The sequence below is a fragment of the Terriglobia bacterium genome, assembly GCA_020073085.1.
Lineage (GTDB): Bacteria > Acidobacteriota > Terriglobia > JAIQFV01 > JAIQFV01 > JAIQFV01.
On sequence record JAIQFV010000024.1, the window covers coordinates 1 to 25,579 of the forward strand.

The window sequence follows — 25,579 nt, forward strand, 5'->3', positions numbered from 1 at the left end:
TTGGAGAGTGCTGTCGAACTGTTGGAACACGGCATTCGGCAATTGTTTGAGGCAGCCGACACCACGAAGCCCATGACGAGGCGCCGAAGGGGTGTACCCGCGAATCGGCGGAAGGCGCGACCGCGCAAGTAGTCACCGAGCACCGCCTGTTGCAGCCTCTATCCACTTGCGTTGGGTCATGATTCTGGCCTGTCCTGAGGCTCGAATCGGACTGTCTCGACAAGCGGGGATTTCGGCAGAATCCGACGCCGATTCCAATCCGTCCTTGGTGGCCACAGGCCGTTTGTGGTTCACATTCCTCAACCACCGCCGCGGCAGGTCCGGTAACACTCTTCCGCTAGGGCAGGGTGTGTGAAGCGCAGAACCTGATCATCGAACATACTAGGGACAGGTACCTATTTCCGGCGGGAGATAGGTGTGATGGAATTGTCCCGTTGTCGGAACCGATCCCATCTCCCGCTACAACTCGGTCCTGAAAAACAGGGGGTTTTGCAGCAAAATCGAATAAATAGACCCTCAAATACGAAGAGCTAGCAGTCCCTAGAGCGTGTTTCATAAACCCCGAAGCGTCAGCGATGCATTTCAAGTGAATCAGACCCGAAAAAGGAGATTCCTAATGAAAAGGCTGTTGAATAGAGCTCCTCTTATTGTGTTTCTGTTAACGATGCTTTTCAGCGCGGCAGGCTCGGCGCAAGAGCCTGGTAAAAGTCCGCTGCCCCTTCAGGGCCCAACCGATATGCCAGCCCCGAATCCCAAGGGAAGCAATCCGAAACCCGGGGATGCCGAAAAGACTCTTCTCGCTGCGTTCAACAACTACGAAGTCGTTGGCATGAGCGCCGCGCACGGCAATAAGGATCTCGACGATTTTATTCTCCACCTCATCCGCAATCCCGCCTTTCCGAGCAAGGTCAACGTGGTCGCCGTGGAATGCGGCAATTCGCTATACCAGCCCGCCCTTGACCGATACATTGCGGGCGCCGATGTGCCATCGTCCGAAATACGGCAGGTTTGGCGCAACACCACCCAGCCAATGTGTGGCTTGTCCGGCTTTTACGAGGCGTTTTTCCCTTTGGTTCGCAGGATCAATCAAACGCTGCCATCGGAAAAGAAGCTCCGCGTGCTGGCGTGCGACCCTCCCATTGACTGGAGCAAAATAAAGAGCCCCGAGGACTACGGACGAGGACAATACCTGATGCGCGACGTCAGCATTGCCTCTGTGATGGAAAAGGAAGTGCTCTCGAAAGGCCGCAAGGCGCTCATGCTCTTTGGCACAGCACATCTTTTTCATGTGGGAAACACAGCAGTCGGACTCTATGAGAAAGTTTATCCGGGCGTGACCCTGGTGATTGCCGATCACACAGGATTCGGTAACTGGACACCTCTGGCGCAGTACAACGGGGAGTTTGAAGCGCGAATGGCGTCCTGGCCCGTTCCATCGCTCGTACAGATGAAAGGCACCTGGCTGGCAGACTTACTGGACCTGACTCACACTACGGGGAACGTCTTCTTCGGGGTGGCAGATAGCGGCAAGCTTCCGGCAGGCCCGGTTCCACCGAAAGGTACCTTCTCAGAAATGCCGGTCGAAGCGGAAGCCAGATTCTCGAAAATGGTGGATGCTTATCTCTATCTTGGCCCCAGGGATTTGTTGCTGAATGAACCAACGCCAGCGGAAATTGTCATGGACAAAGATTACATGACCGAACTCCAGCGAAGAGCAGCGATCATGGGAGGTGGACCGATGGCAGACCAGGCGAATCCAGAAAAACTTTCCAAGCGTGATTCCAATCCGTTCTTCTACGACCCGGACGAACTCCAGAAACTAATGCATCCTCTCGGCAGCAATTCACCGCCGTCAGGCAAGGAGAACTAATTTTCGGGTCTAAATTTTCAATGGTTCTCCTGCACAGGAATCAAGATTGAAAATTTAGATGTGTGACCCGAATAGCGCTTCCTGGCGTGCGCGACACGAGAATGTTATGACATATGAACAGTTTCGGGAAAACCTGTATCATTCAGCGCTAGACGAAGGGGAGCGGCAGCTTGTGCGACATTAGATATGTCACCCCTAAAGGGGTTCAACCCAAAGAGCAGGAGCAGCCGATCTATAGAGATTCCACTCCTACGGAGTTGAGTCATGGCCACATCGGGAGGATCGTTCAGATCCAGCCTGCCGCCCGACAAGGCCTGACCGCAAATCCCCGCGGATGGTCCGCCTAGGCGGAGGGGATCGTTCAAGCGCAGCCGATCTCCGGCTGCCGCGCCTTCGCTCCAATCCCCCCAATGGCCCGCTAGGCGGAGGGGATCGTTCAAGTTCAGCCTACCGACGATCGGCGCATCTTCACCCCAATCCCCCCGATGGCCCGCCTAGGCGGAGGGGATCGTTCAAGTTCAGCCTACTGGCGCCTTCGGCTTTCCAACCTCCAATCCCCCCAATCGCAGTTGGGGGATACTTCAGGTCCGACCTACGTTGCCTGACGAGCATGCTCGTTGAATCACCCCTTTTACTATCCATCAGGCGGGCCAACGGTCTTGTTCTTGCACTCGCCGGAGCCGGTCTCGGAGTGAAATCATCCTTTCGCAAACGATTCGCCAGTCTTTGAGATCGTATCCCTGCGAATACTCAAACCCGGCGGAGGCGAGGCTTTGACCAGCCTTGCCCACGAAACGCACGCCTGATTTCAGATCGACACCGTCCAAGTGCTCACCCGCTCTGTTCTGCGCAATCGCTTCCTCTAAGGGAATCGTGGAAGGCAGCTCCAGCACGAACTTCCCGTTCCGGATATGGAAGGGATACCCTCCCGGCAGACCGCCGACCCCGGGGACGCTGCGGCGAAGCGATCGGCCGGTCAGTAAAGACATCATGATTGAGACCGCAGTCGCGGCCGTCACTTGATTCAATTCATCGTGGATCGGCCCCAGATTGGGCCGAAATGCGAAACTGTCGATCTCTTGATCGTCAACCCAGACACGCGGTCGCGCCCGAAGCCGCTTTCCCTTCAGCCAAGGGCCGAGGTGGCCATGGTGCGCTATGACGCGAACGTCCTCGCTCTTCACCTTTTCATGAGATCGGCAGAACGCTTCCACAATCGCGGAGTTGCCGATGCCACAGGTGGTGCGGAGGCCCAGCCGGTGGAGCACCGGATTCACACCATCGGGATAACTCGCATTCACGAGGGCCGCTTCGCTGTCCGCAGCACCACGGCTAAGCTCTGCCGCCAGGGCCAACTGCAGAGGGAGGGTGATCCCGAACCCGGCAGCGGCCACCATCTTCGTCCAGCCGCTTGGCCGTTCGACTGCTTCCCATGGGGATTGGAGGGAAGCCACGTGAAGGATGACTTTCGGTTTGAGGGCCCGGATCGCCCGGGAAAAAGCCTGAGCACTAAATTGAGGAATCTCAAACGGCACGAAGGTGACCGCTGTACCGAATGTGATAGATCGTGCGTTGGCGATATGGGCCAATTGCGCCATCTTGAGCGTGGATCGACCGACAATGGCAATTCGAAGTCGTCCGATCGACGCCTGGGAAAGCGAGTTTACGACTGCTGTCGCCAGCGAGCCTGTACCTACAATCAGAATGTCGGCTGTCTTCATAAGCTCTGGTAACGTGGATGGGGCAAAGAAGGAGTCTGCCCGTGCCATCATAAAGCAAGAGCATAGCTTGTACTTCGGCCCCCTGCCGCGCTGCGCCCCAGGATGCCCCGTCCGATGAGTTCCAGAATGTCGCGGTACGCCGTGTCATGAGACGAGTCCGTCAGCTTCGCCCATTGGGTCGTCGTGAGCTTGCCCTCGAACCCATCGAGCAGCTTGTTCAGCACCCGACGCTGGCGGTCGTTCAAAGGAGGCTCGCCGACCCGCTCCCAGAACCGCGCTTTGGCCAGCACACCGCGGAGCAGCGTCTCCGACCCATCGATGGAGCGGCCAAGACAGCCCAGGAACCACACCTGCCACCGCGTAATGTCTGTCCCGCCATTCTGCGTCTCTTCCAGAATGTCGTAATAATCGTTGCGCTCCTCCCCGATCTGCGCGGCTGATTGCCATCGACTCTTCTCCTCAACTTCGCGGGGTGGCGCCCACATGCGCTTTTTGCATGTGGGCGCCACCCAGCCCGATAGGTGCTGCAGGTGATGTAGTGAAGATTGCTCTCTTCATAAAAGCAACGATGGTTGAACATGATGATCATTCCCGGGGGGAGGGTTTAAGAAACAAGGGAGTAAAAACACTAGCAGGGGCTGCGGGGTTGCATCGCATCCGCCTGGGCGGACAAAGAGCGCATGTGGGCGCCACCCGGCCTCAGTTCGCAGGCATTGCAAAGAACGCAATGCCTGCGGCACCCGGTTTACGGCACTTGTCACAAAACAAAAAAGCTCAGCTCCGCATGGGGGAACTGAGCTTTGAAATTGGTTGCGGGAGCCAGATTTGAACTGACGCCGCGGTTCTATGGGCCCGACGTGCGAGCGGGAACCTCAGTTCGCAGGCATTGCGCTCTCTGCAATGCCTGCGGCACCCCGATTTACGGCGCCTGTCACAAAACAAAAAAAGCTAAGCCTCCGCATGGGGGAACTGAGCTTTGAAATTGGTTGCGGGGGCCAGATTTGAACTGGCGACCTTCGGGTTATGAGCCCGACGAGCTACCAGGCTGCTCCACCCCGCGTCACTGAACTGTGCGATCAGGGAAAGGATACACTCGCCTGAGAAAATTCGTCAAGGGTAAAAAAAGTTGCCAGTGGTCAGTTCTCAGTTGTCAGTAGAACAAATAACCAAGGCTCTTGTGCGTCTTGACAAGGGGACTTCTTCACCACGCTAATGGGCTGACCGCGAAGGTTTGCAACTGAGGACTGGGAACTGACCACTGGCCACTGACAACTGCTTTCACCAGCTGCTGTAGGCCGTGCCGTCGATGGAGCTGCCGTTGGCCCCGCTGTGGACGTCAATAATCCCCGATTCGGTCTGGCCGGGGTTGGTGACGGAGTCGTCGAAATCGACTTTCCAGCTCTGATTGGAATTGGTGAAGGGGTCTTTGGGGATCTGGCGGATGTATCCGGAGGTCACCAGATCTTCGAGCGATTGAGGGGCCTTCTGCTTGTCAACAGTGTACTGGTCGATCAGGGAACGCAGATTGTGCAGGTCGTCCTTGAGCACTGCCTCCCTGGCGCGGGTAATGGATTGTCGATAACTGGGCAAAACGACGGTCGCCAGGATCATGATGATGGAAACAACAATCAACAGCTCCAGCAGCGTGAAACCCCGCCTCGCCCGCGGCTGTTCCCGGAGCGGTGACCGGTATCGATTTTTCAACTTGGCCTGAGCCATCACCTTCGCCCTACCAATCGGAGTACTTGGTCCCATCCAGGGCAGTGCCCTGATTCTTCGTAAAGACATCAAACACGTTCTGACCGCCCCAGGACGAGGAATCGGGGTCATCCTGATAGGAGCGCAATCCCCAATCCGTGTTGCCCATCATGGGGTCTTTGGGGATCCGCCTCAAAAACTTGATCTTCTTGTCCACCGTGTTCATCAGCTCGACGCCGTCCACCAGCGTCTGAAGGTCGGGCGGGTACCCTTCAGTATCCAATTTCTTTTCGATCATGTTCTGATCCGAAGCCATCTTGTATTTGTCGATGGCGTCCCTCATTTCGCGAAGGGCGCGCCGGAGCTCGATCTCGCGTTCCCGCTGGATGGTCACCCGCGCCAGGGGAAGCGCCGCGGTCGCCAGGATCGACATGATAGTAAAGGCGACAATCAGCTCGACGATCGTAAAACCCTGCCGGCGTCGACTCTCCGAAGACCTGGGATGCCTCACGCTTACATACCTTCCATCCGGGAGTTTATGACTCATCCGGAGATTATTTCACAACCACCTGGCCGGGCGCGGCGATCGCCGCGATTCGTCCGCCATTGGCGTCCTTTGGAAACATCTGCGTAAAAGCCAGGGTCGTCTGACCCGGGGCCACCGGATCAAAGACCATCGTGAGCAGGCTACCCGAACCGCTGACCGCAGCGACCTCGGGAGGGCGTGACAAGGTGATCACGACGGTCCCCGCCTCGTTGTCGGGTCGTTGAACCAATGCGATCGGTTCATCGTCCTTGCCAAGGAATCCTCCCTCGGAGGCGTCCTTAAGCCGCATCACCTTGGGATCCCAAACCAGCGCAAACGTACAGCCATAGAGATTTTGAATGTTGTCCACATTGACGGTGAGCATAAACGGCCTGCCCATGGGAAACGAGCCAGCGACCGGGTTGATCCTGAAGGCGGCACCCTGACCCGCAGTCGGAACAGGGGATGTCGCTTGTCCTGGGGCAGGAGAGGGAGTCGTGGGCGTCGGAACGGGAGCCTGAGCGCGCGGCGGGGTTTGCACCGGAGGTGGAGCCACTGGGGGCGCGGCCGCCACATCGCCCAGTCGAGGCACTTTGTTCTTGTACTGAATGACCGTGTCGGTCCCGACGTAGAGGCCCCGGAGATTGATCTCATCATACGCGGGCAGGCGCACGATGTGGGGCGTCATGACAATGATAAATTCCTGGGTGTTGCGCTCGGTGTGTTCGTTCGAAAAAAGGAATCGAAGGATGGGGATCTGGGACAACCCGGGAACTCCCGAAACCACCCGCCGGTCGTCGTCAGAAATAATCCCCGCGAGAACGTTCGCCTCACCTTCCTTCAGGGTAATTTCGTGCTCCACGGACCGGTTATTAAAGATCGGTTCGAGCAGGCCGTTGAAATTCTGCTGGCCCGCGATAGAAGATATTTCCACTTTCACGGTCAGCGTGATTTCCCGGTCGAGATGGACCTTAGGGGTGATGTCCAGATTCACACCCACGTCCTGATACTGGAATTGGCTGAAGATATTCCCGGCGGTGGCGCCACCCCCGGTAAAGGGAGTGAAGCTGCCCGTCGAGATGGGCACCTTCTGCCCAATTCGGATCTTGGCCAGCTTTCCATCGGAGGCACGCAGCTGGGGGTTTTGAAGCACCCGGGCCCTCGTATCGGAGAGCAAGGCCTGGGCTGTCGCGGAGGGAATCACTACGCTGAAGCTTCCTCCAGCCAGATGTCCCAGCCGGTTGACCGGGACTGTCCCGGGGGATGCTGAGGTGGTGGTGCCGCCGGTCGTGGTTCCCGAAGTCGTCCCGCCCGTGACGGTTGCGTTCCCGGTCAGCGCATTATTGAATGAGGCGGACGTTCCCACTCCGGCGCTGCTCCCGAAGAAAGGGCTGATCCCAAGGTCCCGGATGCGGTCCCGATCGGCCTCCATTACCGCAACGTCAATAATAACTTCGGGCTTTGCCTTGTCGATCGATTGCACGATCTTTTCGGCGATGGCGACCTTGTCCGGGGTATCGCGAATGATAATGGCATTGAGGGCATTGGACTGGACGATGTTTCTCAGGGAAAGCAACTGACGAAGCGCATTCACGGTTTCGGTCAGGTCGGTAGCCGCCAGCGAGTTGGAGAGATAGATCGTCTTGATGACCTGATCCTCATAATCCCGGCGTTTGCTCTGGTTGTCGGGGATCACCAGCAAGGTGTTGGCGCTCAGCGGCTTCCAGAACGTCCTCGTCTTAATCTGCATGATTTCGAGCGCTTCCAACAACGTCACGTTATTCAGTTCGATGGTAAGGCGTTCCTGACCCTGGGCGCGCTCCCAGTCGGGGTCGAAGACCACGTTGATGCCGGCCAACTTCGAGATCGTTTCGTACACGCGTTTGCTGGTGTCGGTGACTTTAAGCGTGATCGGCGTGGTGATGACCGGAGAAAGCTCAACGGCGCGCGAGGGATTGGTCTCATTTTGTTTCATCAGGCTCTGAATCTCGGGAACCTGCTTGGCGGGACTGGGATTCTCAAGGAACCCTTTGACGCGAGCGTAATCGTCGCGGGCGACATCGTTCGCTCCGTCGATGGTGAAGGCCTTTTCGTATTCAGCCATGGCCTCCGCATACTTCTGGGCTTTTTCAAGTTTCTGCCCGTTCTCGTAATGAATTATTCCGGCTTTCAGGCGGGCACGATCATAGTAGACCTTGTACAGGAGATTGTTGGGATTCTTCTCCAGAGCCTTTTTGAAATCGATCATCGCCTGGTCGAAATTCTTTGCCGCTTCCTGCTCTTTACCCCTTCGAAACTCAGGGTCCCCGCCGCATCCCGACAGCCCGGCGGCAAGACTAACGAGGATCAGTACGGAAAACCATCTCAAGGGTTGAAATCTCACAAAAATTGCTCCATGGATAAAAGGTTTCCTGCCAGTGATTGGGGTATGCGTTGTGATTTATCCTTCGATGAGAGCGCGTTAACTGTCTTGCTAACATCAATTTTGACGAAGAATATCACGGAAAAGTTTGCCTCACAACAAATTCTTTGACACTCTGCGCGGCGCCGCGCTACACTGCGAGCGCCTCCAGAAAGCGCAAAGGCGCTCATTTTTTGCATGTTAGATCCATTGTGGTGAGGACTATGAAGGGTGTGGTGTTGGCAGGCGGACTCGGGACCCGGCTTTATCCTTTGACTCGCGTTACGAACAAGCACTTGTTGCCGGTGTACAACAAGCCCATGATCTACTATCCCATTCAAACACTGGTAGATGCAGGGATCACCGACATCATGATTGTGACGGGCGGCAACCATGCGGGCGAGTTTCTCAAGCTCCTGGGGAATGGCAAGGAATTCGGGTTGCGGCATATAAATTACACGTACCAGGAGGGCGAGGGGGGCATTGCGCAGGCCTTGTCCCTGGCGGAATTTTTTGCTGACGGGGACTCGATCTGCGTCATTCTGGGTGATAACCTCCTGGAGAAGTCCATTCGGGCCTCGACGGAGTGCTTTCAGAAACAAAAACAGGGGGCGCGAATCCTTCTGAAGGAAGTGACGGACCCGGGACGATTTGGGGTGGCACACCTGGACGGCAATCGCGTCGTCGCCATCGAAGAAAAACCCAAGGTCCCCAAGTCAAACTATGCCGTCACCGGCGTTTATTTTTACGATGCGGAGGTGTTTGAGATCATCCGCACGCTCAAGCCTTCGGGACGCGGCGAACTGGAAATCACCGACGTCAACAATGCCTACATTGCCCGGGGCACGATGGCCTACGACATCCTGGAGGGTTGGTGGACTGATGCGGGGACCTTTGAGTCCCTGTTGCGCGCCAACCAGCTCGTCGCACAACCGCGTGTCAGTGCGGCGGTGAACACAGCCGAGTTGTGAAAGCCGCCCGCGCGTCTCATTCCGGATTCGCGGACCTTGTTTTTCATGCCTGGCTGCAGGGAAGACCCCTCCTTCGGCATCTTGACGGATGCCCGAGACCCCGCGCTTCCAATGAACCCGCAAGCGCATGAACTCCAATCCCAACGTCGGCAGCATGCTCAAACGAAAGAATAGGATCACCGCGATCGTCCTGGCGCTGTTGGAGAGCGCCTTGAGCGCCTTGAGCTTCGTCATCGCCTTCGGGGTCCGCCGGGCATTGCCGTTCCAGCGGGAGATTTACCCCCTGGGTGAGTACAGTAGTTTGCTGGCGGCGATTCTGATTCTGTGGGCGATCATCGCCGTCCTGCTGGATGCTTATCGCGTCGTGGAACGGCAGGAGAACATTGTCAGCGTCCGTAAAGCAGTCCAGCAGGTTGCGATTGGAGGCGGCCTGGTGTTTGTTATGGTGGCCGCCCTGAAGCTGGACCTGAGCCGTTCGCTCATCGGTATCTTCCTCATCATCAACCTCCTTTCACTTTCCGTCTTTCGCGTCTCCACGAAGCGGCTGCGGCGGGCTGTGCGCAAACGATTCGGGGGATTCCAGTACTTTATTGTCGTCGGGACCAGCGACGAAGGCCTGGCAATCGCGCGAATGATCCACGATCACGAAGTTCTAGGGGCCAAACTCTCAGCTATCGTCCGCGTCTCGAATGGGGAAGAGAACATCGAGAAGGCCCAGGCCATCTGTCCTACCCTGAAGACAATTGAAGAGCTCCCCGAGCTGGTCCATGGGCGCGTGGTTGATGAGATCATCTTCGCCGTGCCGAAGGAAAAACTGGCCGGCCTGGAGGAAATCTTCCTTCTCTGCGAGGAGGAGGGGGTCAAGACCCGGATCCTGTTGAACCTCTTCCCTCATGTCATCTCGAGAATGCAGTTGGACTGGTTGGAATCGACGCCGTTGCTGACCTTTTCGACCACTCCCGACAACGAATACCTCCTCTTCTTGAAACGCAGCTTTGATTTTTGGGGGGCGTTGGTTTTGGCAGTTATTTTTTCACCGCTGATGCTGGTGGTGTCTCTCCTCGTCAAGCTCACTTCGCGTGGACCGGTGATCTTTCGGCAAACACGATGCGGACTGGGGGGACGGCAATTCACGCTTTACAAGTTCCGTTCCATGGTGGAGGGGGCCGAGGCCCAGAAGTCGGGGCTCGAAGCGCTGAACGAACTGGATGGGCCGGTCTTCAAGGTTTCCAATGACCCGCGCTGCACCCCGGTGGGACGCCTGCTTCGGAAGCTTTCCATCGATGAGTTGCCTCAATTGATCAATATCCTGAAGGGGGACATGTCGTTTGTGGGACCGCGGCCCCCTCTGCCTGATGAGGTGGCAAAGTATCGCCGGTGGCAGCGCCGGCGTCTGCGCATGCGTCCCGGATTGACTTGTCTGTGGATCCTGGAAGGCCGGAGCAATCTGAATTTCGAGCGGTGGATGCAACTGGATCTGGAGTACATTGACAACTGGTCGATATTCCTCGATTTGAAGATTCTCCTCAAGACGGTTCCAATCGTCCTTTCCATGCGCGGCGCACACTGAGCTGGCTCATTTCATCCCTCCCTCCCCACCCCCACCCGAATTCAATGCCGAGATTCCGCGGGAATATCCTTGTCCGGTGTGATAAAATTTGTGAAGGCGGCCTTGGCGGGGCATTAACCGGAAAGGCGCTGAAGAGGTCGATCTGGCATTCCGGCCCTTCGAATAGGATCTTCAGTGGTAACTCTTCGAAGGATCTGAAGACAATCTGGGGCGTGATCTTGCGAGGGACGGGGTATCAGATCCGACCGGGCCAGAGGCCGTCCGGGGAAGCAATCAGGGGCGGATGTCGCAGTGCCAGGAGGGGAGAATTATCATGAGGATTAAATCAGCTCTTAAGAGCTGGGTGGGTTGTTTGATTTGTTTTGGAATGTTGGGTGCTGTCCCGGTTTACTCCCAAACGGCCGCCTCCCCCGTGCTGTGGCAGGATTCAAAACTGTCGGTTCAGTTTGACAACGCCACGATTTCGCAGGTTCTCAATGCCATTTCACGTGCCACCGGGATCAAACTCTCGGTTGATCCAAGCGTGGCCAACGTTCAGCAGAGTATTTCCTTCAGGGACCTCTCACTTCGGGAGGGAGTCTTGAAGGTTCTCGAAGGCAGCGGAATTGATTTCATCGTTGTGGGAACCCCTCAGTCTCCTCAAAGCGTTAGTCAAGTGCTCCTGCTTGGGCTTTCGCCGAAGGGCCCGGTGATTCCGTCGGTTGCCAGTGTTCCCGCTGCGCCTGCGGGACAATTTCAGAGGCCGAATCCGTTCGCCTCGGCGACCCCCCAGAATCCCTTTTCCGGGCAAGCCGCCCCGGAGCAGGCAGGACCTCCCCAAGCAGATTCGGGAGGTTTTCTGCCATTTCCTGAGGCAAGTGACAATCCGAATGGGACAAATCCCCAAGCCCCGCCTGCTCAGAATCCGGTGCCACCGAATCCCTTTAATCCAAACCCGTCTGCCAACCCCCCTGCTCAGCCGCCTTCTCCTACGGCGCCTGTGCCGGATCGACGGGCGCCGGGAACGCCCCCGGTTCGTCGGTAACCGATTTTCCTGAAATGTTTTCTTTGTCCTGCGGTAGAATGAATACCGAAGCACGGCCTTTGACTATTCAGCCACGGTTGGGGTGAACTCACCCTTACTACCGTCTCTCAGTGATCCCTTTCTAACCCGGATTCCGAATTTGAGGCTTACGTTTGGATGCTGCCCTCTCGAAGAGCGCCGCGAAGGTCAAAAGGGGGTTAGGCGAAGGAGCGGAATGAATGCAACCATTCCTCTGCCTTTTGGGGGAGAGGGGCGTGCTGAAAGTTGGGATTAGGACCTCATGCAGCATACGTTCGAGAACAAGGTATTTGCCTTTAACCGGGCAGCTTCCCACAACTATTTTCTCTTCGACCGGTATGAGGCCGGCATTGCACTGCGTGGAACGGAGGTGAAATCGATCCGGGAAGGCCGCGCCAATCTGAAGGACAGCTATGCGCAGGTGAAAGCCAATGAAGTGTGGCTGCTTAATTGTCATATCAGCCCCTATTCTCACGGCAACCGGCAGAATCATGATCCCTTGAGGGCGCGGAAATTGTTGCTGCACAAGAATGAGATTCGACGCCTCATTGGAAAAACCGTGGAACGGGGATTCACATTGGTCCCCTTGCAACTGTATTTGAAGAAGGGAAGGATCAAGTGTGAATTCGCACTGGCCAAGGGCAAGCACACGCACGACAAGCGCGAGACCCTGCGGCGTAAAGAGTCGGATCGGGAGGCCCGTGCCGCCATGCGACGGCGAGGAAAGAATTAGATCGGGGCCGGTGATCTCCACGATGACCATCAAGAAGTGGAAACATAAACTGAAGCACACACACTCTCTTATTTTGGAGAATCGTATTTATGAAATTTGATCTGACGTCCAAGAAGTTCAGTGATTTGCAGGTCGAAGCCCTGGTGGTCTACGTATTTGAGAAGGAACCCGAGTTGAAAGGGAGCATCCGCGATGTGGATCGGGTGACCGGCGGCCTGATTACGTCTCTCTTGTCGAGCAAGGAGCTGACCGGGAAACTCTTTGAGTACGCCTACGCCCGAAACCCGCAAGGACTTCAAGCAAAGCGGATCTTTGTTTTCGGGGCCGGGAAGAAAGAGGCTTTTGATCTGGGACAATTGCGAAAACTGGCGGGAGCGATTGCGCGAACCCTGCGCTCAAAGTCGATTTTGGATTTTGGCCTCCTCAAGCGCAGTGCCTTTGACAGTGCGGAGGCTGCGCAGGCGGTGGTCGAGGGAATCATCCTGGCCCACTTCGATATTGATCGTTACAAGACCGACAATGAGCCCAAGAATCCGATCCAGACGGTGTGGCTGGTGGGCGGAGACATGGCGAGGAAGTCCGCTATCCTTCAGGCCATCGAGCGGGGGCAGATTATTGCGGAATCTCAAAATTTTGCGCGCGAACTGATCAATGAACCTTCGAATAAACTCACGCCGACGCGACTCGCGGAACGGGCGGCTGCCATGGCCGTAGAATTCGGCTTGCACATCGAAGTCCTGGAACAGAAGGAGATGGAGAAGTTAGGGATGGGCGCTTTATTGAGCGTCGCCCGCGGCAGCGAGGAACCTCCCAAACTGATCGTCTTGACCTACGACCCTCCGGGCGTCGAACATCCTTCCAAGACGATCGGGCTGGTGGGGAAAGGGATTACGTTCGATACCGGAGGCATCTCCTTGAAACCTCCTGAGGGAATGGAAAAAATGAAGTATGACATGAGCGGCGCTGCCTCTATGATCGCCGTGATGCGGGCCCTCGCGCTGTTGAAACCCAAGACCAAGGTGATTGCCACAGTCCCGGCCACGGAGAATATGCCCGGCGGGAAGGCCCAGAAGCCCGGGGATGTTCAAAGCGCCATGTCTGGAAAAACCATTGAGGTCATCAACACCGACGCTGAAGGCCGGTTGGTCCTGTCCGATGCCATCTGCTATGTAAAGAAGCTGGGAGCGACGCACCTGATCGACATGGCCACCTTGACCGGCGCCGTGTCGATTGCCCTGGGAGATGTACGGGTGGGCGTCATGGGGAACCACCAGAAGTGGATGAACGCGTTCCTCCGGGCGGCAGAGGAGTGTGGGGAAAAGATGTGGCAGTTGCCCATGGACGTCGAGTATGGAGACTTAGTCAAGAGCAAGATCGCTGATTTAAAAAACACGGGAGGCCGCTATGCCGGAACCATTACGGCGGCCAAGTTTCTGGAGGCTTTTGCCGAGGACACGCCCTGGATCCACCTCGATATTGCCGGCACGGAGTGGCTCGAGGAGGCCAAGCCCTATTGTTGCGAAGGCCCCACGGGCGTTGGCATCCGCTCGGTCATTCAGACCGTGTGCGGGCAGAAATGAGGGGAGGTGTCAGGTGCCGGGTGTCAGGTGTCAGGGGAGAGGCGGGAGGTTATAGGTAATAGGGAAGGAAGCCGGAAGTCAGAGGCCGGAAGCCAGAGGCCAGAAGCCGGAAGTCGGAGGCCGGAAGCTGGAAGTCGGAGGGCAGAAGCAAAAGCCCTGTTCTTGACTGTGGTTTCCAGGCCTCCTCTTTGTTTGGAATTTGGAAATTGTTTGGAATTTGGAGTTTTGACTTGTTTCTTGAACTTTGAACTTGGAACTTTGAACTGGGTTTTTGGACTTTGGACTGATTTTTGAACTTGAAACTTTGAACTGTGTTTTTGGACCTTGGACCTTGGACTTTGGACTGATTTTTGAACTTTGAGCTTTGAACTTGAAACTTTGAACTGGGTTTTTGGACTTTGGACCTTGGACTTTGGACTGATTTTTGAACTTTGAACTTTGAACTTGAAACTCTGAACTGTGTTTTTGGACTTTGGACCTTGGACCTTGGACTTTGGACTGATTTTTGAACTTTGAACTTTGAACTTTATGCCCCACGACACTCATTTTTTCGGCAAAGGGATTTTCCATGCACTGGACGGGAAGCTCCAGGAGTTTCGCGAGAAGAGAGTCGATCCTGAGATAAACGGCCGATATGAGTTGATTCTTTCGACCGAGTGGGCCTCCAACGACTGTCAGCTGGATGAAGTACCGGCATCCCAACTGGAAAGGGCCATTGAAAATCATCAAGACGCAACCGCCCTCCTCATGTCACGCCCTGAGGCGATTGTCCAAGTCCTCCCTCTGATCAAGGACGTCCATTCGATGATGATGGAAGGTCTCAGTGATGAGGCCGGGCAGTTCCGCAGCGGTGGAATCGCCCCGCTCTCCGTCGATCACCAGCCGCCCGATGCCGACGGGATTGAGGCGGCGATGGGTCGGCTTGAGGAGTGGGTTTCGGCGGACAGCTTCCTGGAATTGCATGCCGTTCAACGGACTGCTCTGGTGCTTGTCCGTCTTCTCGATATTTATCCATTCACCGACGGGACCCCTCGCACCTGTCGCGTTATGGCCAGCTCCTGCTTGATTTCGGCTGAATTTCCTCCGGCGATTTTTCAATTCAGGGAGGCCTCCTTGTATCAGCAGGCCATTCATTCGGGCTTGGCGATGGATACGACCGGGCTGACGGCCCGAATCGCTGCCTCCGTCGTCCGCACCTTGGACTATTGCCTCACGGGAACCCTTCCATCCCCGGTAACTTGACACCCCGTTTATTCGGAGTAGAATGGGCGGGCTCGATAGCAAGGTAAGCAAGTGAGATGTGAGATCCGTGCCGCCTAAATCCGCCGACTGCGGATGTGGGGGAACCGTAGAAGAGGGGTGAATCCCCGGCCTTTGAGCCGGGGAAGAGTACTTTCAAGCTCGAACCCGTCAGCTAACCCCGCCGGCGAATGAAGATTCCTGGGATCTTTACCTGATCGGCGCGATCGATTTTTTTCAGGAATCAAAAAATTTGGAAGGGCATGATTGAAATCAGGGAATCCATATGTCCACAGCCACCCTGTGGATTTTTTTTGCCTATTCACTGAAGCAGCTCGGGGTGGCTCGAGACGATCCCCGGGGGCTCTTTTCCAGATGGCCGAACGCAGAGGGGTGCCGGCCTTCCCATTCTTGCTTTGGAGCGCACCCGTGTTCAATTCTAGATCCCGAGTAAGGAGTTGCCCTTGAGCACTCATGCGCCACAGGCTCCAGGTGAAGCCGTCGAGCTCCGGCGTGATGTGACCATCTGGGGGTCCTTCATGTGGGGCTACGCGGATGTCGGGGCCGATATCTACACGGCCCTCGGTCTGGTCATTGCGGCCTCGCAGGGGATGGCGAGCGTGGCGTTTGCCATCGCTGGGCTGGTTTATATCTGCATCGGACTGGCTTACACCGAGCTTGCCTCGGCATATCCTGTGGCGGGCGGCGGCCATTACTTCGCACTGCGCGGTCTCGGCGATTTCTGGGGATTTGTGGCGGGCTCCGCCCTCCTGCTCGATTATACAATTGATATTTCACTCTTTGCCGTGGCCTCCGCAGGGTATTTCCTTTCTTTCTGGTCCAAGATCGTGACGCATGCCGACCGGGTCAAGCACAATATCCAGTTCACCGCGAACTTTGTTGTGTACGACTGGGTCATGGTCGTGGTGGCGCTGGGCTTGATCCTGTTTTTGGTCTGGCTCAACATCCGCGGAATGAAGGAATCGTCCCTGTTCAACGAGATTCTCGGAGCAATCGATATCGTGACGGAATCCATGCTGGTCATGTGCGGCTTTCTTTTTGCCTGGAAGCCGGAGCTGATCATTTCTCAATTTCTCGAAACGTGGCGGCATTTTGATCTGCATCAATTTGCCTACGGGACCTCTCTGGGCATCATCTGTTTTGTGGGTCTGGAGTCGATCTCCCAGGCAGCGCAGGAGACCCGCCGTCCTGCCACCATCATTCCCCGGACTTCCATTACCCTCATCTTCACCGTCTTCATTTTTGCCGTGGCGTTCTCCAACCTGAGCCTCGGGGTTTCCAGCTGGCAAAGTTTCAGGGATCACCTGGAGGACCCGGTGGCCTTTCTGGCGACGCTCATCCCGTTCATTGGGATCATTGCCGGTCCCTTTGCCGCATTTCTGGGCATGACCATCCTCGCGATCTCCGCCAATTCAGGGATCATGAGCGCCTCCCGGCTCACTTTTTCAATGAGTCAACTGAAACTGTTGAGCCCCTGGTTTGATAAAGTCCATCGGCGATACCGCACGCCCGCACGGACCATCATGTTCTTCTCGGGCTTAGGCATCTTGTTCGTTGTCGCTTCGGCCTTTACGCCCCAAATCATCGACACCCTGGGCAACATGTATGCTTTTGGCGCGACCCTGGGGTATATCATCGTGTTCATCTCATTGATCAAGCTGCGATTCGCCGATCCTTACACACCGCGGCCGTACAGGGTCCCGCTGAACCTCCCTTGGAAGCGTGATGAGGGTCGGGCGATTCAGATCCCGATCCTGGGCTTTATTGGTGCGTTGGGCGTGAGCATGATATTCTTTTTTGTAGTCTACACTCACGCCATTGGGCGCATCGCAGGGCCGGCCTGGGTCATTCTGTGTTTATCGTATTATCTCTATTATCGCCGGAGGATTGGATTGCCCATTCTGGGAAGCGTCAAGCACAACTGGGAGCAGGAGCAAATCCAGGTGCTGACGTCGGCGGAGGAATTTGATTTGCTGGAACAATACAAGCTGGCACTCCTCGAGCGCGACAAGATGCTCCGGAAGAGAGCTGAGACAACGCCGTGACCGCCTCAGGCAGCCAAGGTCGAGGATCCGTGATGAAAGATATTCAAAGCAGTCCGGTTGAACCCGGGGGCAGGCTCCCCTGGTCGGATCGGTTCAAATGGTTGAATGCCTATATTTTCATCCTCTGTGGTATCGTGATGATTTATCGCACCTACCGCTCACCCGCGACCTGGCTGGTTATGCTCACCGGCATTTTGTTCCTTGTATTCGGTGTCTATCGACTGCGGCTAATTCGCCGTGTACTGGATAGAGAGCACCCTTTGCCGATGGCAAGGGAGAAGGGCCGCGTGTCTTCCCGGTTTTGACAAGACCATGCCTCCATCACTCGCTTTACATCCCCTGGGTATCTTCATCGCAGTCGTCTTCTTCGTCTCGATGTCCTCGATCCTGTGGTGGATGCTTCATCCGCCACCCCAGCTTGAGGCGGCAGTTGCGAAAGCGCGCCGCTCCATCAGCGCCCTGCGCCGCATCATGGTCACAACGCGCGGCATGCGGTACGATGACCGGGCCGTCGAACTGGCGTGCCGGTTAGGGCAAGAGCAGAAGTCGGAGATTGTTGTTACTTACATCATTGAGGTGCCTCTGACGCTGCCGCTGGGCATCACGCTGGACCAGGAAGAAACCAAGGCGCAGGAAGCGGTGACCCGGGCCGCGAATATCGTGAAGCTCCACGCGCTGCCGGCCAAGAAGAACATCGAGCGCGATCGCGAGGCGGCGCGCGGAATTTTGCGGGCGGCCAAGGAAATGGATGTCGACCTCCTGATCCTCTCCATTGATCCGCACAAGACCGCCCTGAAGAAATTTGCCGGAAAGACGACAGAACGGATCCTGAGCGACGCGCCCTGCGAAGTCATCGTGGACCATATTCCGGTGAGCGAGTTAGCCCTGAGCCCGCCGCAGGCCTGAGGCCTGGGTTTTCGGAGACCCCGAAATCCCCGGGTTTTCACGGCGTCGTGGGAGCCGAGAAAGGGAACGGAAAGAATTCATGCGAATCCTCATTGTGGGTTTTGGACGGGTGGGGACCCAGCTTGTCCAGCAACTCAACCCCAAGGAACACGAGGTCATCGTCATTGACCAGGAGCGCCATCTGGCCGATCACCCGCTGGCTTCAGTGCCCACCCGCCTCATTATTGGCGACGCGATCGATGCCGAGGTGCTACGCGAAGCGGGCATTGAAGACGCGGAGGTTCTGTTTGCGACGACGCGCGACGAAAACACCAATCTGATGGTCGCCCAGATGGCTCGAATAGTCTTCAATGTTCCCAAGGTGCTCGCCATGATATACGACCCCAGCCGCGAATTGAGTTACCACGAGGCCGGGATCGAGACCTTTTGCCTGACCGTGGCGGGTGCTCAGTACCTGGCCTCCCAAATCACGAAATCCCCGCTGTCGGATCTCAAGGGGGCCTGGAAGAAGGCGCACGACGAGATGATCAAGCAGGTCAAGGAGCCCGTCAAGAGCGTGGCGACGCAGGGGGGAAATTATTACATCATCATCCTGGGCGGGAGCCTGGTGGGGTATTACCTCGCCCGGAATTTAATGGCAAAAGGGCATGAGGTGACCATCATCGAGGACGACCCGGAAAAATACAACGCCATTATTCATCAGATCGACTGCAACGTTATTTTTGGAGACGGGTCCACCACACCCATCCTCGAACAGGCGGGCGCGAACCGGGCGGATGTATTCCTGGCAGTAACGAACCACGATCACGACAACCTGATTGCCTGCCAGGTGGCGAAATCCCGGTTCGGCGTCAAGAAGACCATCGCCCGCGTGAAGAACCCGAGGAATGAGCCGATCCTTCAACGGCTGGGCGTGGACGTGACGGTCAGTTCCACCGGCATCATCGCGCAGATGATCGAGCGGGAACTACCGATGAGCACCATCAAGACGCTCCTGGACTTTAAGGCAAGCCAGTTGGAAATGGTGGAATACGATTTGGAAGACAAGTCTCCGGTGATTGGCCGGCAGATCCGGCAGCTCACGATGCCCAAGGATTCCAATATCGTCACCATCTTGCGCGCCAAGGATGCAGTCGTACCGCGCGGCGATACCGTTTTTGCCCGGGACGATGTGGTCCTGGTCCTCATGAAGGAAGCCGTTGAACCCGAGGTGAGACGGGTCTTGTTGGGATAACCGCTCATGCAGATTGCGATCATGGGCATCCGGGGCATTCCGGCGAACTATGGCGGGTTCGAAACGTTCGCCGAGGAGTTGGGCTGGCGACTGGCTGCGCGGGGGCATGAGGTCACCGTCTACGGCCGGTCCCATTACGTCGATCCCAACCTTACTTCCTACCGCGGGGTTCACCTCACCGTCCTGCCGACAATCCGGACCAAGTACTTTGATACAGTTGTCCATACCTTTCTTTGTGCCCTCGATTCCCTCAGTAAGAACTACGACTGCGTGCTGATCTGCAACGCCGCCAACGCCCTTTTTTCCTGGGTGCCGCGTCTCACTGGGGCGCGGGTGGCACTCAACGTGAATGGGTTGGAACGCAAGCGCAAAAAATGGAATGCGGCCGGGCGTTTTTACTACCGTATTTCCGAGCGGCTTTCCACCCTGCTCCCCGACGCTATTGTGACCGACGCCGTGGCCATTCAGGAATACTACCTTTCCCGCTACGGCGCTGATTCAACCTTCATCCCTTATGGGGCCACCGTGGAGCATGACGCGAGCGAGGGGACCCTCACCCGCCTGGGCCTCGAGCCGAAACGCTATTTCCTTTATGTGAGCCGTCTCGAGCCTGAAAATAATGCCCATCTTGTCATTCGCGCGTATGAAAAGGCCGACACCCGGCTGCCGCTGGTGATCGTGGGCGATGCCCCCTACAGCGCCGACTATGTGTCCGGTCTGAAGACCACCCGGGATCCCCGCATCCGTTTTGCAGGCGCCGTCTACGGCCTGGGCTATCATGAACTGCAGGCGAATGCGCTGTGCTATATTCATGCCACGGAGGTGGGAGGCACCCATCCCGCCCTGGTGGAGGCGATGGGCCACGGCAACGCCGTCATTGTTCACGATACCGCTGAAAATGAGGAGGTCGTGGGGGAGGCGGGGATTCTCTTGGACATGAACGAGGAGGCGAAGTTGGTGGAGGCGTTGCAGGGGATGGCCGACGGGAAATTCGACGTGCACCGGCTTGGCATGCTGGCACAACAGCGCGTCGAGAGCGGTTATTCCTGGGATGCCATCACTACGGCTTACGAAAAACTGTTTGACTCCCTCATGAGAAACTAGATACTTTAACTGTCTTGGGATTTATACACCGCTGAGACGCAGAGGACGCTGAAGTTGTGGGGTTAAAGCTCCGGTAGCCTAGGCATCTTTTTTGCCGGGCGCTTTTGCGGGCATTCACACAAGATCCCCCGGTGAGAAGAGCGCTCACCGGGGCTACCAAATCATGTATTTTGCGTGAGTGCTGCGAAAGGCCCACGGCACAGAAATCCGCTCCGCAGCGGGCACAGGGGTTACCAAATGAGTCGGCGACCTCGGCGTCTCTGCGTTAATAAATGTCCTAAAATAAGGAGAATTAATGATAGACGGGGTTCGAGTCAAGGCGTTGAAGGTTATTCCTGATGAACGGGGCCGGTTAATGGAAGTCCTGCGCAATGATGACGATATTTATATCAAGTTCGGCCAGATCTACGTCACGACGGCGTATCCCGGGGTCGTAAAAGGGTGGCATTATCACAAGAAGCAGATCGATAATTTTGTGGTTGCCCGGGGGATGATGAAGCTGGTGCTTTACGATTCGCGGAAGAAGTCCAAAACTTATCGCGAAATCAACGAATTCTTCATGGGGGAGCACAACCCGATCCTGGTGCAGATTCCGGCGTGGGTGTTTCATGGATTTAAGTGCATCAGCGAAACCGAGTGCATCGTCATTAACGCACCGACCGAGGTCTATCATTACAAGAACCCGGATGAATTTCGCGTCCCGTACAACAGCCGGAAGGTTCCGTATGATTGGGATATTCAGATGGGGTGAATGAGGTTTCGGGTGTCAGGCCGAAGGTCCGCCGGCTTTTTGGCGGCTGCCAGGGGGTAGGTAATAGGTGATAGGTAATAGGTGATAGGTGGTAGGGGAAGGAAGCCAGAAGCCTGAGGCCAGAAGCCAGAAGCCTGAGGCCAGAAGCCAGAAGCCTGAGGCCAGAAGCCAGAGGCCAGAAGCCAGAGGCCAGAAGCCTGAGGCCAGAAGCCAGACGCCGGAAACCTGAAGTTAGAAATCAGAGCTCGGAAGCCTGAAGCCGGAATTCTTCTGTAGGGGCGCACTGATGTGCGCCCTCTTTTAAGTCGGAAGTGAGATAAAAGACAACAGAAGTCAGAAGTCGGTGGTTAGAGGTCAGAAATCGTAGGTTGGAAGTGTGAAGCCGGAAGCCCGATGTCGGAATTTAGAAATCAGATTCCTGACCGGATAACTAAGAACATAAGAATGAAGAGTCGACCTCTTACTCGGGAGCGAGTAGAACTTCTATCCGACTTCTGACTTCCGACGTCAGGCTTCTGGTATCCGGCCTCTTGCTTCCGACCTCTGGCGTCGGACTTCCGACTTCCGGTTTCCGGCGTCTGGCTTCTGGCCTCTGGCTTCGGTTGAGGTCTCAGGGCCACCGCAAGAAAGTATTCGTAGAGCATTTGGCTGGATCGAACTCATGAAAATCCTCGTCACCGGCGGAGCAGGCTTCATCGGATCGAATTTTATTCGGTTCATGCTCGAGAGCTATACTGATACAGAGATTGTGAATCTCGACAAGCTCACTTACGCCGGAAACCTCGATAACCTCAGGGACCTGGAGACGCATCCTCACTACACCTTTGTCCGCGGCGACATTTGTGATCGCACCCTTGTTGAAAAGCTTGTGTCCGCCGGGCTGGACGCCGTGGTGAATTTCGCCGCCGAAACTCACGTGGATCGTTCCATTGAGGATGCGCGGTCGTTTATTGAAACCAATGTTTTGGGGACCCATTGTCTGCTTGAAGCAGCCCGCGGGAACAAGGTCGCTCGATTCCTCCAAATTTCCACCGATGAAGTTTACGGCTCACTTCCCGATACCGGCTTTTTCACTGAAGAGACTTCGCTCCGTCCAAACAGCCCTTATGCGGCATCAAAGGCTGCCTCGGATTTATTGGTGAAGGCCTACGTGCACACCTTCGCGTTTCCGGGCATTATCACGCGTTGTTCCAACAATTATGGTCCGTATCAATTTCCCGAGAAATTTCTTCCCCTGATGATCAACAACGCGCGGCAGGGAAAACCCTTGCCTGTTTATGGGGATGGCCTTTACGTCCGGGACTGGTTGTTTGCCCGCGACCATTGCCGGGCCATTGATCTCGTGCTGCGCCGGGGTCGGGCGGGCGAGGTCTACAACATCGGCGGAAACAATGAATGGCGAAACATCGATATCGCCAAATTAATTCTCCGCCACCTGGGGCAGCCGGAGTCGCTTCTCACTTTTGTGAAAGACCGGCCCGGCCATGACCGGCGTTATGCTATCGATGCCAGCAAGATTTTTCGTGAGCTGGGCTGGAAACCCGAGACCCCGTTTGAAGAAGGGCTCCGGGCGACCATCGGCTGGTATCTGGAGAATAAGACCTGGCTTGACAAAGTCACGAGTGGTGAATATCGGAATTACTATGAGCGCATGTACAGCAATCGTTAAAAAGGGCAGGCTATGATTGCCGTTCGCGCGGAACACCTTTCGAAGAGCTATCGCATTTATTCCAAGCCCTCGGCGCGTCTGCAGGAACTCCTCTCGTTCAACCGGCTGAATCGCCATAAGGATTTCTGGGCGGTGGAGGATGTCAGCTTCGAGGTGGAGCGGGGCACGACCGTTGGCATCATCGGCGTGAATGGCTCGGGGAAATCCACACTGCTTCAGCTCGTGGCCGGCATTTTGCAGCCCTCCCGCGGGACGGTGACGACTCAGGGGAGGATCTCGGCCTTGCTGGAGTTGGGTTCAGGTTTTAATCCGGAATTCAGCGGCCGGGAAAACGTTTTTATTAATGGGGCGCTACTGGGATTGAGTCGCGGTGAGATCGAATCCCGGCTGGGCTCCATCGAGCGGTTTGCGGAGATCGGCGAGTTCTTCGACCAGCCGGTCAAGACCTACTCGAGCGGCATGTTTGTGCGGCTGGCGTTTGCCGTGGCCATCAACGTCGAGCCGGAAATCCTGATCATTGACGAGGCGCTTGCCGTGGGCGACGGCATCTTTCAGCATCGCTGCATGCACAAGATCCTGCAGCTGAGGAACGAGGGGAAGACAATCTTCTTTGTGTCCCATGATAACTCCGCCATCAAACGGCTCTGCGACGAGGTGATCCTCCTCGACGGAGGCCGGCAGGTGGCGTCGGGCGACGCGGATTCGATGGTTCAGAAATATCTGGAGCTCATGTATACCCGGGAAAAGCGCTATGCCGCCGAGTTCAGCTCAAAATCGAATGGAGATTTCGGGGAGTCGAAGAACTTCTTTGATATTCCGCCGGAGGCGGTGGTCTCCACGATCCCCAACGTGGACCATCGCTTTGGAGACGGCCGGGCCGAGTTGCTGGGCATCGAGATTTCGGGCGAGGAGGGAATTCCGAAAAGGAGCTTTGCGCCCGGCGAGCGGATGCAGGTCAAGATCTCCGCGCGGTTCAAGGACGCCCTGGAAACACCCATCATTGGATTCATCATCCGCGACCCCTTGGGGGTTGATTTGTCGGCCACCAACACTGACTATGACAATGCGCCGCTGGGCCGGGTCAAGCCCGGGGAAATTCGCACGGCGGATTTTGAAGTTCAGCTGCCGCACCTCCGGCCGGGAAATTATTCTATCTCCCCCGCGGTCGCTGAGGGAACCGCCTTCCGTCACACCATGTGCGACTGGATCGACAATGCCGTGGTCTTTTCCATTGAAACCGGCGAATTGATCCACGGTTTGATGCGGTTCAACATTTCAGTTAAAGTGCATTAGTTGCGCTGTGCCTGTGCGGTGAATTCTATGACAGACTCGACCAAGACAGACTTGACATTTACCGGCGAGCGGTTTGTTCCCGGTGAAGGCGGGGCGCGGATCGCCTACGAGCATTATCACCGCTATTTTTTTGCGCAGAGCCTTGCCCATGGAAAGGTGGTCCTGGATCTCGGCTGCGGCGAAGGCTACGGCGCGAGCCTGCTCGCGGAAGTTGCCGAACACGTCACTGGGATCGATCTTTCGCCGGAGGCGGTTGAACACGCCCGCTTGCGCTACCCACGGGCGAATCTGAACTTCCTGTCTGGCGACTGTCGAAAGACCGGTTTGCCCGAACGGCACTTTGATCTTGTCGTCTGTTTCGAGATGATCGAGCACATCGCCGAGCACGAAGAGCTCTTGCGGGAGGTTCATCGACTGCTCAAGCCGGGCGGGGTGTTCGTGGTTTCTTCTCCGGACAAGGAGTTCTATTCCGATCGGGAAGGATTCGAAAATCCGTTCCACTTAAAAGAACTGTATCTCCGGGGTTTTGATGGTTTGCTGCGGAAGAATTTTTCACACGTTATCCTGTTTGCCCAAAGCCTGTGCCTGGGGTCCGTGTTGTGGAGAATCGCGTCGCCGTCAAAGGACGTCGAATACCGGCCTGAACTCATCGAGGTTGAAGCGAAACGGGAGAAATCGTCCCTCCGTCTGGCGCGGGTCGAAGGACACACCAAGTATGCCGTTGCGGTGTGCTCGGCGGAGCAGCTGGGACCTGAAGTGGAAGGCCTGGGGCTTTCCTGTTTAAACGACAACACCGAAACAGTTGCCAAAGAGCTGGAACAATATAATCGGGAACTCCTTGCGATGATCGACTCGTTGCATGGCCACCTCCGCAATGTCGGAAACCTGCTCATTGACAAGGATAATCGGATCGCCCAGCGGGATCTGGCCATCCAGGAAAAAGAAAATCATATCGCCGTGCTGCATCAGGTGATCGAAGGCAAGGATCGGACCATCACGGACAAGGATCAGGCCATTGTCGCCCGCGATCTACTTATCCAGGACAAGGAGGCGCGGATCATGGGCTTGGAGCAAGCAGTCCAAATCCTGCGCGATTTCGAGATCAAGGTCAAGAGCACCCTGATGTGGCGAGCCTACCGGGCATTTGTGCGCCCTTTGCGACTGCTATTCAGGCGCGGACCAGCCTCTTGAAGAACCACTCCGCT

Annotated in this window: 22 protein-coding genes and 1 tRNA gene; 17 read left to right on the forward strand and 6 right to left on the reverse strand. The window is 56.2% G+C overall.

The annotated features are described in order from the left end of the window. The first annotated feature begins 616 nt into the window (after positions 1 to 616). Positions 617 to 1,870: a hypothetical protein gene (locus LAO21_18790; protein ID MBZ5554770.1), complete on the forward strand. Its 1,254-nt coding sequence runs from the start codon at positions 617 to 619 to the stop codon at positions 1,868 to 1,870. A gap of 641 nt (positions 1,871 to 2,511) precedes the next feature. Here LAO21_18790 and LAO21_18795 read toward each other — a convergent pair. Together LAO21_18795 and LAO21_18800 are read right to left on the reverse strand one after the other, a co-directional pair. Continuing rightward, positions 2,512 to 3,591: a hypothetical protein gene (locus LAO21_18795; protein ID MBZ5554771.1), complete on the reverse strand. Its 1,080-nt coding sequence runs from the start codon at positions 3,589 to 3,591 to the stop codon at positions 2,512 to 2,514. A gap of 47 nt (positions 3,592 to 3,638) precedes the next feature. Next, positions 3,639 to 4,076 (reverse strand): hypothetical protein, encoded by a 438-nt coding sequence (locus LAO21_18800; GenBank protein ID MBZ5554772.1) that lies wholly within the window; start codon positions 4,074 to 4,076, stop codon positions 3,639 to 3,641. A gap of 53 nt (positions 4,077 to 4,129) precedes the next feature. Here LAO21_18800 and LAO21_18805 point away from each other — a divergent pair, with 53 nt between their 5' ends. Then, entirely contained in the window at positions 4,130 to 4,420 is a 291-nt protein-coding gene (locus tag LAO21_18805) for a hypothetical protein (GenBank protein ID MBZ5554773.1), read from the forward strand. A 154-nt stretch (positions 4,421 to 4,574) separates the two neighbouring features. On the opposite strand, the gene LAO21_18810 is transcribed toward LAO21_18805, so the two are convergent. The 4 genes from LAO21_18810 to LAO21_18825 form a co-directional block, all read right to left on the reverse strand. Next, a tRNA-Met gene (locus LAO21_18810) sits at positions 4,575 to 4,651 on the reverse strand. A 218-nt stretch (positions 4,652 to 4,869) separates the two neighbouring features. Further along, positions 4,870 to 5,310 carry a type II secretion system GspH family protein gene (locus tag LAO21_18815; GenBank protein ID MBZ5554774.1) on the reverse strand — a complete coding sequence of 147 codons (441 nt, stop codon included), beginning with the start codon at positions 5,308 to 5,310 and terminating at the stop codon, positions 4,870 to 4,872. 10 nt (positions 5,311 to 5,320) lie between these two features. Beyond that, positions 5,321 to 5,836, reverse strand: a complete 516-nt coding sequence (locus tag LAO21_18820; GenBank protein MBZ5554775.1) for a type II secretion system GspH family protein — start codon at positions 5,834 to 5,836, stop codon at positions 5,321 to 5,323. Between the two features lie 7 nt (positions 5,837 to 5,843). Beyond that, a complete protein-coding gene (locus LAO21_18825; protein MBZ5554776.1) occupies positions 5,844 to 8,183 on the reverse strand; it encodes a hypothetical protein in 2,340 nt (779 codons plus the stop codon). A 257-nt stretch (positions 8,184 to 8,440) separates the two neighbouring features. On the opposite strand from LAO21_18825, the gene LAO21_18830 reads away from it, so the two are divergent. From LAO21_18830 to LAO21_18900, 15 genes are all read left to right on the forward strand, one after another. Continuing rightward, positions 8,441 to 9,187 carry an NTP transferase domain-containing protein gene (locus LAO21_18830; GenBank protein MBZ5554777.1) on the forward strand — a complete coding sequence of 249 codons (747 nt, stop codon included), beginning with the start codon at positions 8,441 to 8,443 and terminating at the stop codon, positions 9,185 to 9,187. A gap of 127 nt (positions 9,188 to 9,314) precedes the next feature. Next, complete coding sequence (locus LAO21_18835; protein ID MBZ5554778.1) at positions 9,315 to 10,757, forward strand: sugar transferase; 1,443 nt, start codon at positions 9,315 to 9,317, stop codon at positions 10,755 to 10,757. Positions 10,758 to 11,070: 313 nt separating this feature from the next. After that, complete coding sequence (locus LAO21_18840) at positions 11,071 to 11,781, forward strand: hypothetical protein (protein ID MBZ5554779.1); 711 nt, start codon at positions 11,071 to 11,073, stop codon at positions 11,779 to 11,781. A 280-nt stretch (positions 11,782 to 12,061) separates the two neighbouring features. Then, positions 12,062 to 12,532 (forward strand): SsrA-binding protein SmpB, encoded by a 471-nt coding sequence (gene smpB, locus LAO21_18845; GenBank protein MBZ5554780.1) that lies wholly within the window; start codon positions 12,062 to 12,064, stop codon positions 12,530 to 12,532. Positions 12,533 to 12,621: 89 nt separating this feature from the next. Continuing rightward, positions 12,622 to 14,112, forward strand: a complete 1,491-nt coding sequence (locus tag LAO21_18850) for a leucyl aminopeptidase (protein ID MBZ5554781.1) — start codon at positions 12,622 to 12,624, stop codon at positions 14,110 to 14,112. A 528-nt stretch (positions 14,113 to 14,640) separates the two neighbouring features. Then, a complete protein-coding gene (locus LAO21_18855) occupies positions 14,641 to 15,354 on the forward strand; it encodes a Fic family protein (GenBank protein MBZ5554782.1) in 714 nt (237 codons plus the stop codon). Positions 15,355 to 15,815: 461 nt separating this feature from the next. Beyond that, on the forward strand, positions 15,816 to 17,417 hold the full coding sequence (locus tag LAO21_18860; GenBank protein ID MBZ5554783.1) for an APC family permease: 1,602 nt from the start codon (positions 15,816 to 15,818) through the stop codon (positions 17,415 to 17,417). A 32-nt stretch (positions 17,418 to 17,449) separates the two neighbouring features. Next, positions 17,450 to 17,722: a hypothetical protein gene (locus LAO21_18865; GenBank protein ID MBZ5554784.1), complete on the forward strand. Its 273-nt coding sequence runs from the start codon at positions 17,450 to 17,452 to the stop codon at positions 17,720 to 17,722. Positions 17,723 to 17,729: 7 nt separating this feature from the next. Then, on the forward strand, positions 17,730 to 18,323 hold the full coding sequence (locus LAO21_18870) for a universal stress protein (protein MBZ5554785.1): 594 nt from the start codon (positions 17,730 to 17,732) through the stop codon (positions 18,321 to 18,323). Between the two features lie 79 nt (positions 18,324 to 18,402). Continuing rightward, entirely contained in the window at positions 18,403 to 19,557 is a 1,155-nt protein-coding gene (locus LAO21_18875) for an NAD-binding protein (protein MBZ5554786.1), read from the forward strand. Positions 19,558 to 19,563: 6 nt separating this feature from the next. Beyond that, positions 19,564 to 20,661: a DUF1972 domain-containing protein gene (locus LAO21_18880; protein ID MBZ5554787.1), complete on the forward strand. Its 1,098-nt coding sequence runs from the start codon at positions 19,564 to 19,566 to the stop codon at positions 20,659 to 20,661. A gap of 295 nt (positions 20,662 to 20,956) precedes the next feature. Beyond that, entirely contained in the window at positions 20,957 to 21,412 is a 456-nt protein-coding gene (locus LAO21_18885; GenBank protein ID MBZ5554788.1) for a dTDP-4-dehydrorhamnose 3,5-epimerase family protein, read from the forward strand. A gap of 661 nt (positions 21,413 to 22,073) precedes the next feature. Then, positions 22,074 to 23,081 (forward strand): dTDP-glucose 4,6-dehydratase, encoded by a 1,008-nt coding sequence (gene rfbB / locus LAO21_18890; GenBank protein MBZ5554789.1) that lies wholly within the window; start codon positions 22,074 to 22,076, stop codon positions 23,079 to 23,081. Positions 23,082 to 23,093: 12 nt separating this feature from the next. Beyond that, on the forward strand, positions 23,094 to 24,374 hold the full coding sequence (locus LAO21_18895; protein ID MBZ5554790.1) for an ABC transporter ATP-binding protein: 1,281 nt from the start codon (positions 23,094 to 23,096) through the stop codon (positions 24,372 to 24,374). A 27-nt stretch (positions 24,375 to 24,401) separates the two neighbouring features. Further along, the gene (locus tag LAO21_18900) at positions 24,402 to 25,565 is read left to right on the forward strand and encodes a methyltransferase domain-containing protein (GenBank protein MBZ5554791.1); all 1,164 of its coding nucleotides are present in this window, start codon (positions 24,402 to 24,404) and stop codon (positions 25,563 to 25,565) included. Positions 25,566 to 25,579: the final 14 nt, after the last annotated feature.

Coding starts and splice junctions, on each gene's coding strand:
- LAO21_18900 (MBZ5554791.1), top strand. CDS start 24,402: ATGACAGACTCGACCAAGACAGACTTGACATTTACCGGCGAGCGGTTT.
- LAO21_18850 (MBZ5554781.1), top strand. CDS start 12,622: ATGAAATTTGATCTGACGTCCAAGAAGTTCAGTGATTTGCAGGTCGAA.
- LAO21_18885 (MBZ5554788.1), top strand. CDS start 20,957: ATGATAGACGGGGTTCGAGTCAAGGCGTTGAAGGTTATTCCTGATGAA.
- LAO21_18800 (MBZ5554772.1), bottom strand. CDS start 4,076: ATGTGGGCGCCACCCCGCGAAGTTGAGGAGAAGAGTCGATGGCAATCA.
- LAO21_18820 (MBZ5554775.1), bottom strand. CDS start 5,836: ATGAGTCATAAACTCCCGGATGGAAGGTATGTAAGCGTGAGGCATCCC.
- LAO21_18855 (MBZ5554782.1), top strand. CDS start 14,641: ATGCCCCACGACACTCATTTTTTCGGCAAAGGGATTTTCCATGCACTG.
- LAO21_18875 (MBZ5554786.1), top strand. CDS start 18,403: ATGCGAATCCTCATTGTGGGTTTTGGACGGGTGGGGACCCAGCTTGTC.
- LAO21_18840 (MBZ5554779.1), top strand. CDS start 11,071: ATGAGGATTAAATCAGCTCTTAAGAGCTGGGTGGGTTGTTTGATTTGT.
- LAO21_18835 (MBZ5554778.1), top strand. CDS start 9,315: ATGAACTCCAATCCCAACGTCGGCAGCATGCTCAAACGAAAGAATAGG.
- LAO21_18790 (MBZ5554770.1), top strand. CDS start 617: ATGAAAAGGCTGTTGAATAGAGCTCCTCTTATTGTGTTTCTGTTAACG.
- rfbB (MBZ5554789.1), top strand. CDS start 22,074: ATGAAAATCCTCGTCACCGGCGGAGCAGGCTTCATCGGATCGAATTTT.
- LAO21_18870 (MBZ5554785.1), top strand. CDS start 17,730: ATGCCTCCATCACTCGCTTTACATCCCCTGGGTATCTTCATCGCAGTC.
- LAO21_18815 (MBZ5554774.1), bottom strand. CDS start 5,310: ATGGCTCAGGCCAAGTTGAAAAATCGATACCGGTCACCGCTCCGGGAA.
- LAO21_18895 (MBZ5554790.1), top strand. CDS start 23,094: ATGATTGCCGTTCGCGCGGAACACCTTTCGAAGAGCTATCGCATTTAT.
- LAO21_18830 (MBZ5554777.1), top strand. CDS start 8,441: ATGAAGGGTGTGGTGTTGGCAGGCGGACTCGGGACCCGGCTTTATCCT.
- LAO21_18880 (MBZ5554787.1), top strand. CDS start 19,564: ATGCAGATTGCGATCATGGGCATCCGGGGCATTCCGGCGAACTATGGC.
- LAO21_18795 (MBZ5554771.1), bottom strand. CDS start 3,591: ATGAAGACAGCCGACATTCTGATTGTAGGTACAGGCTCGCTGGCGACA.
- smpB (MBZ5554780.1), top strand. CDS start 12,062: ATGCAGCATACGTTCGAGAACAAGGTATTTGCCTTTAACCGGGCAGCT.
- LAO21_18865 (MBZ5554784.1), top strand. CDS start 17,450: ATGAAAGATATTCAAAGCAGTCCGGTTGAACCCGGGGGCAGGCTCCCC.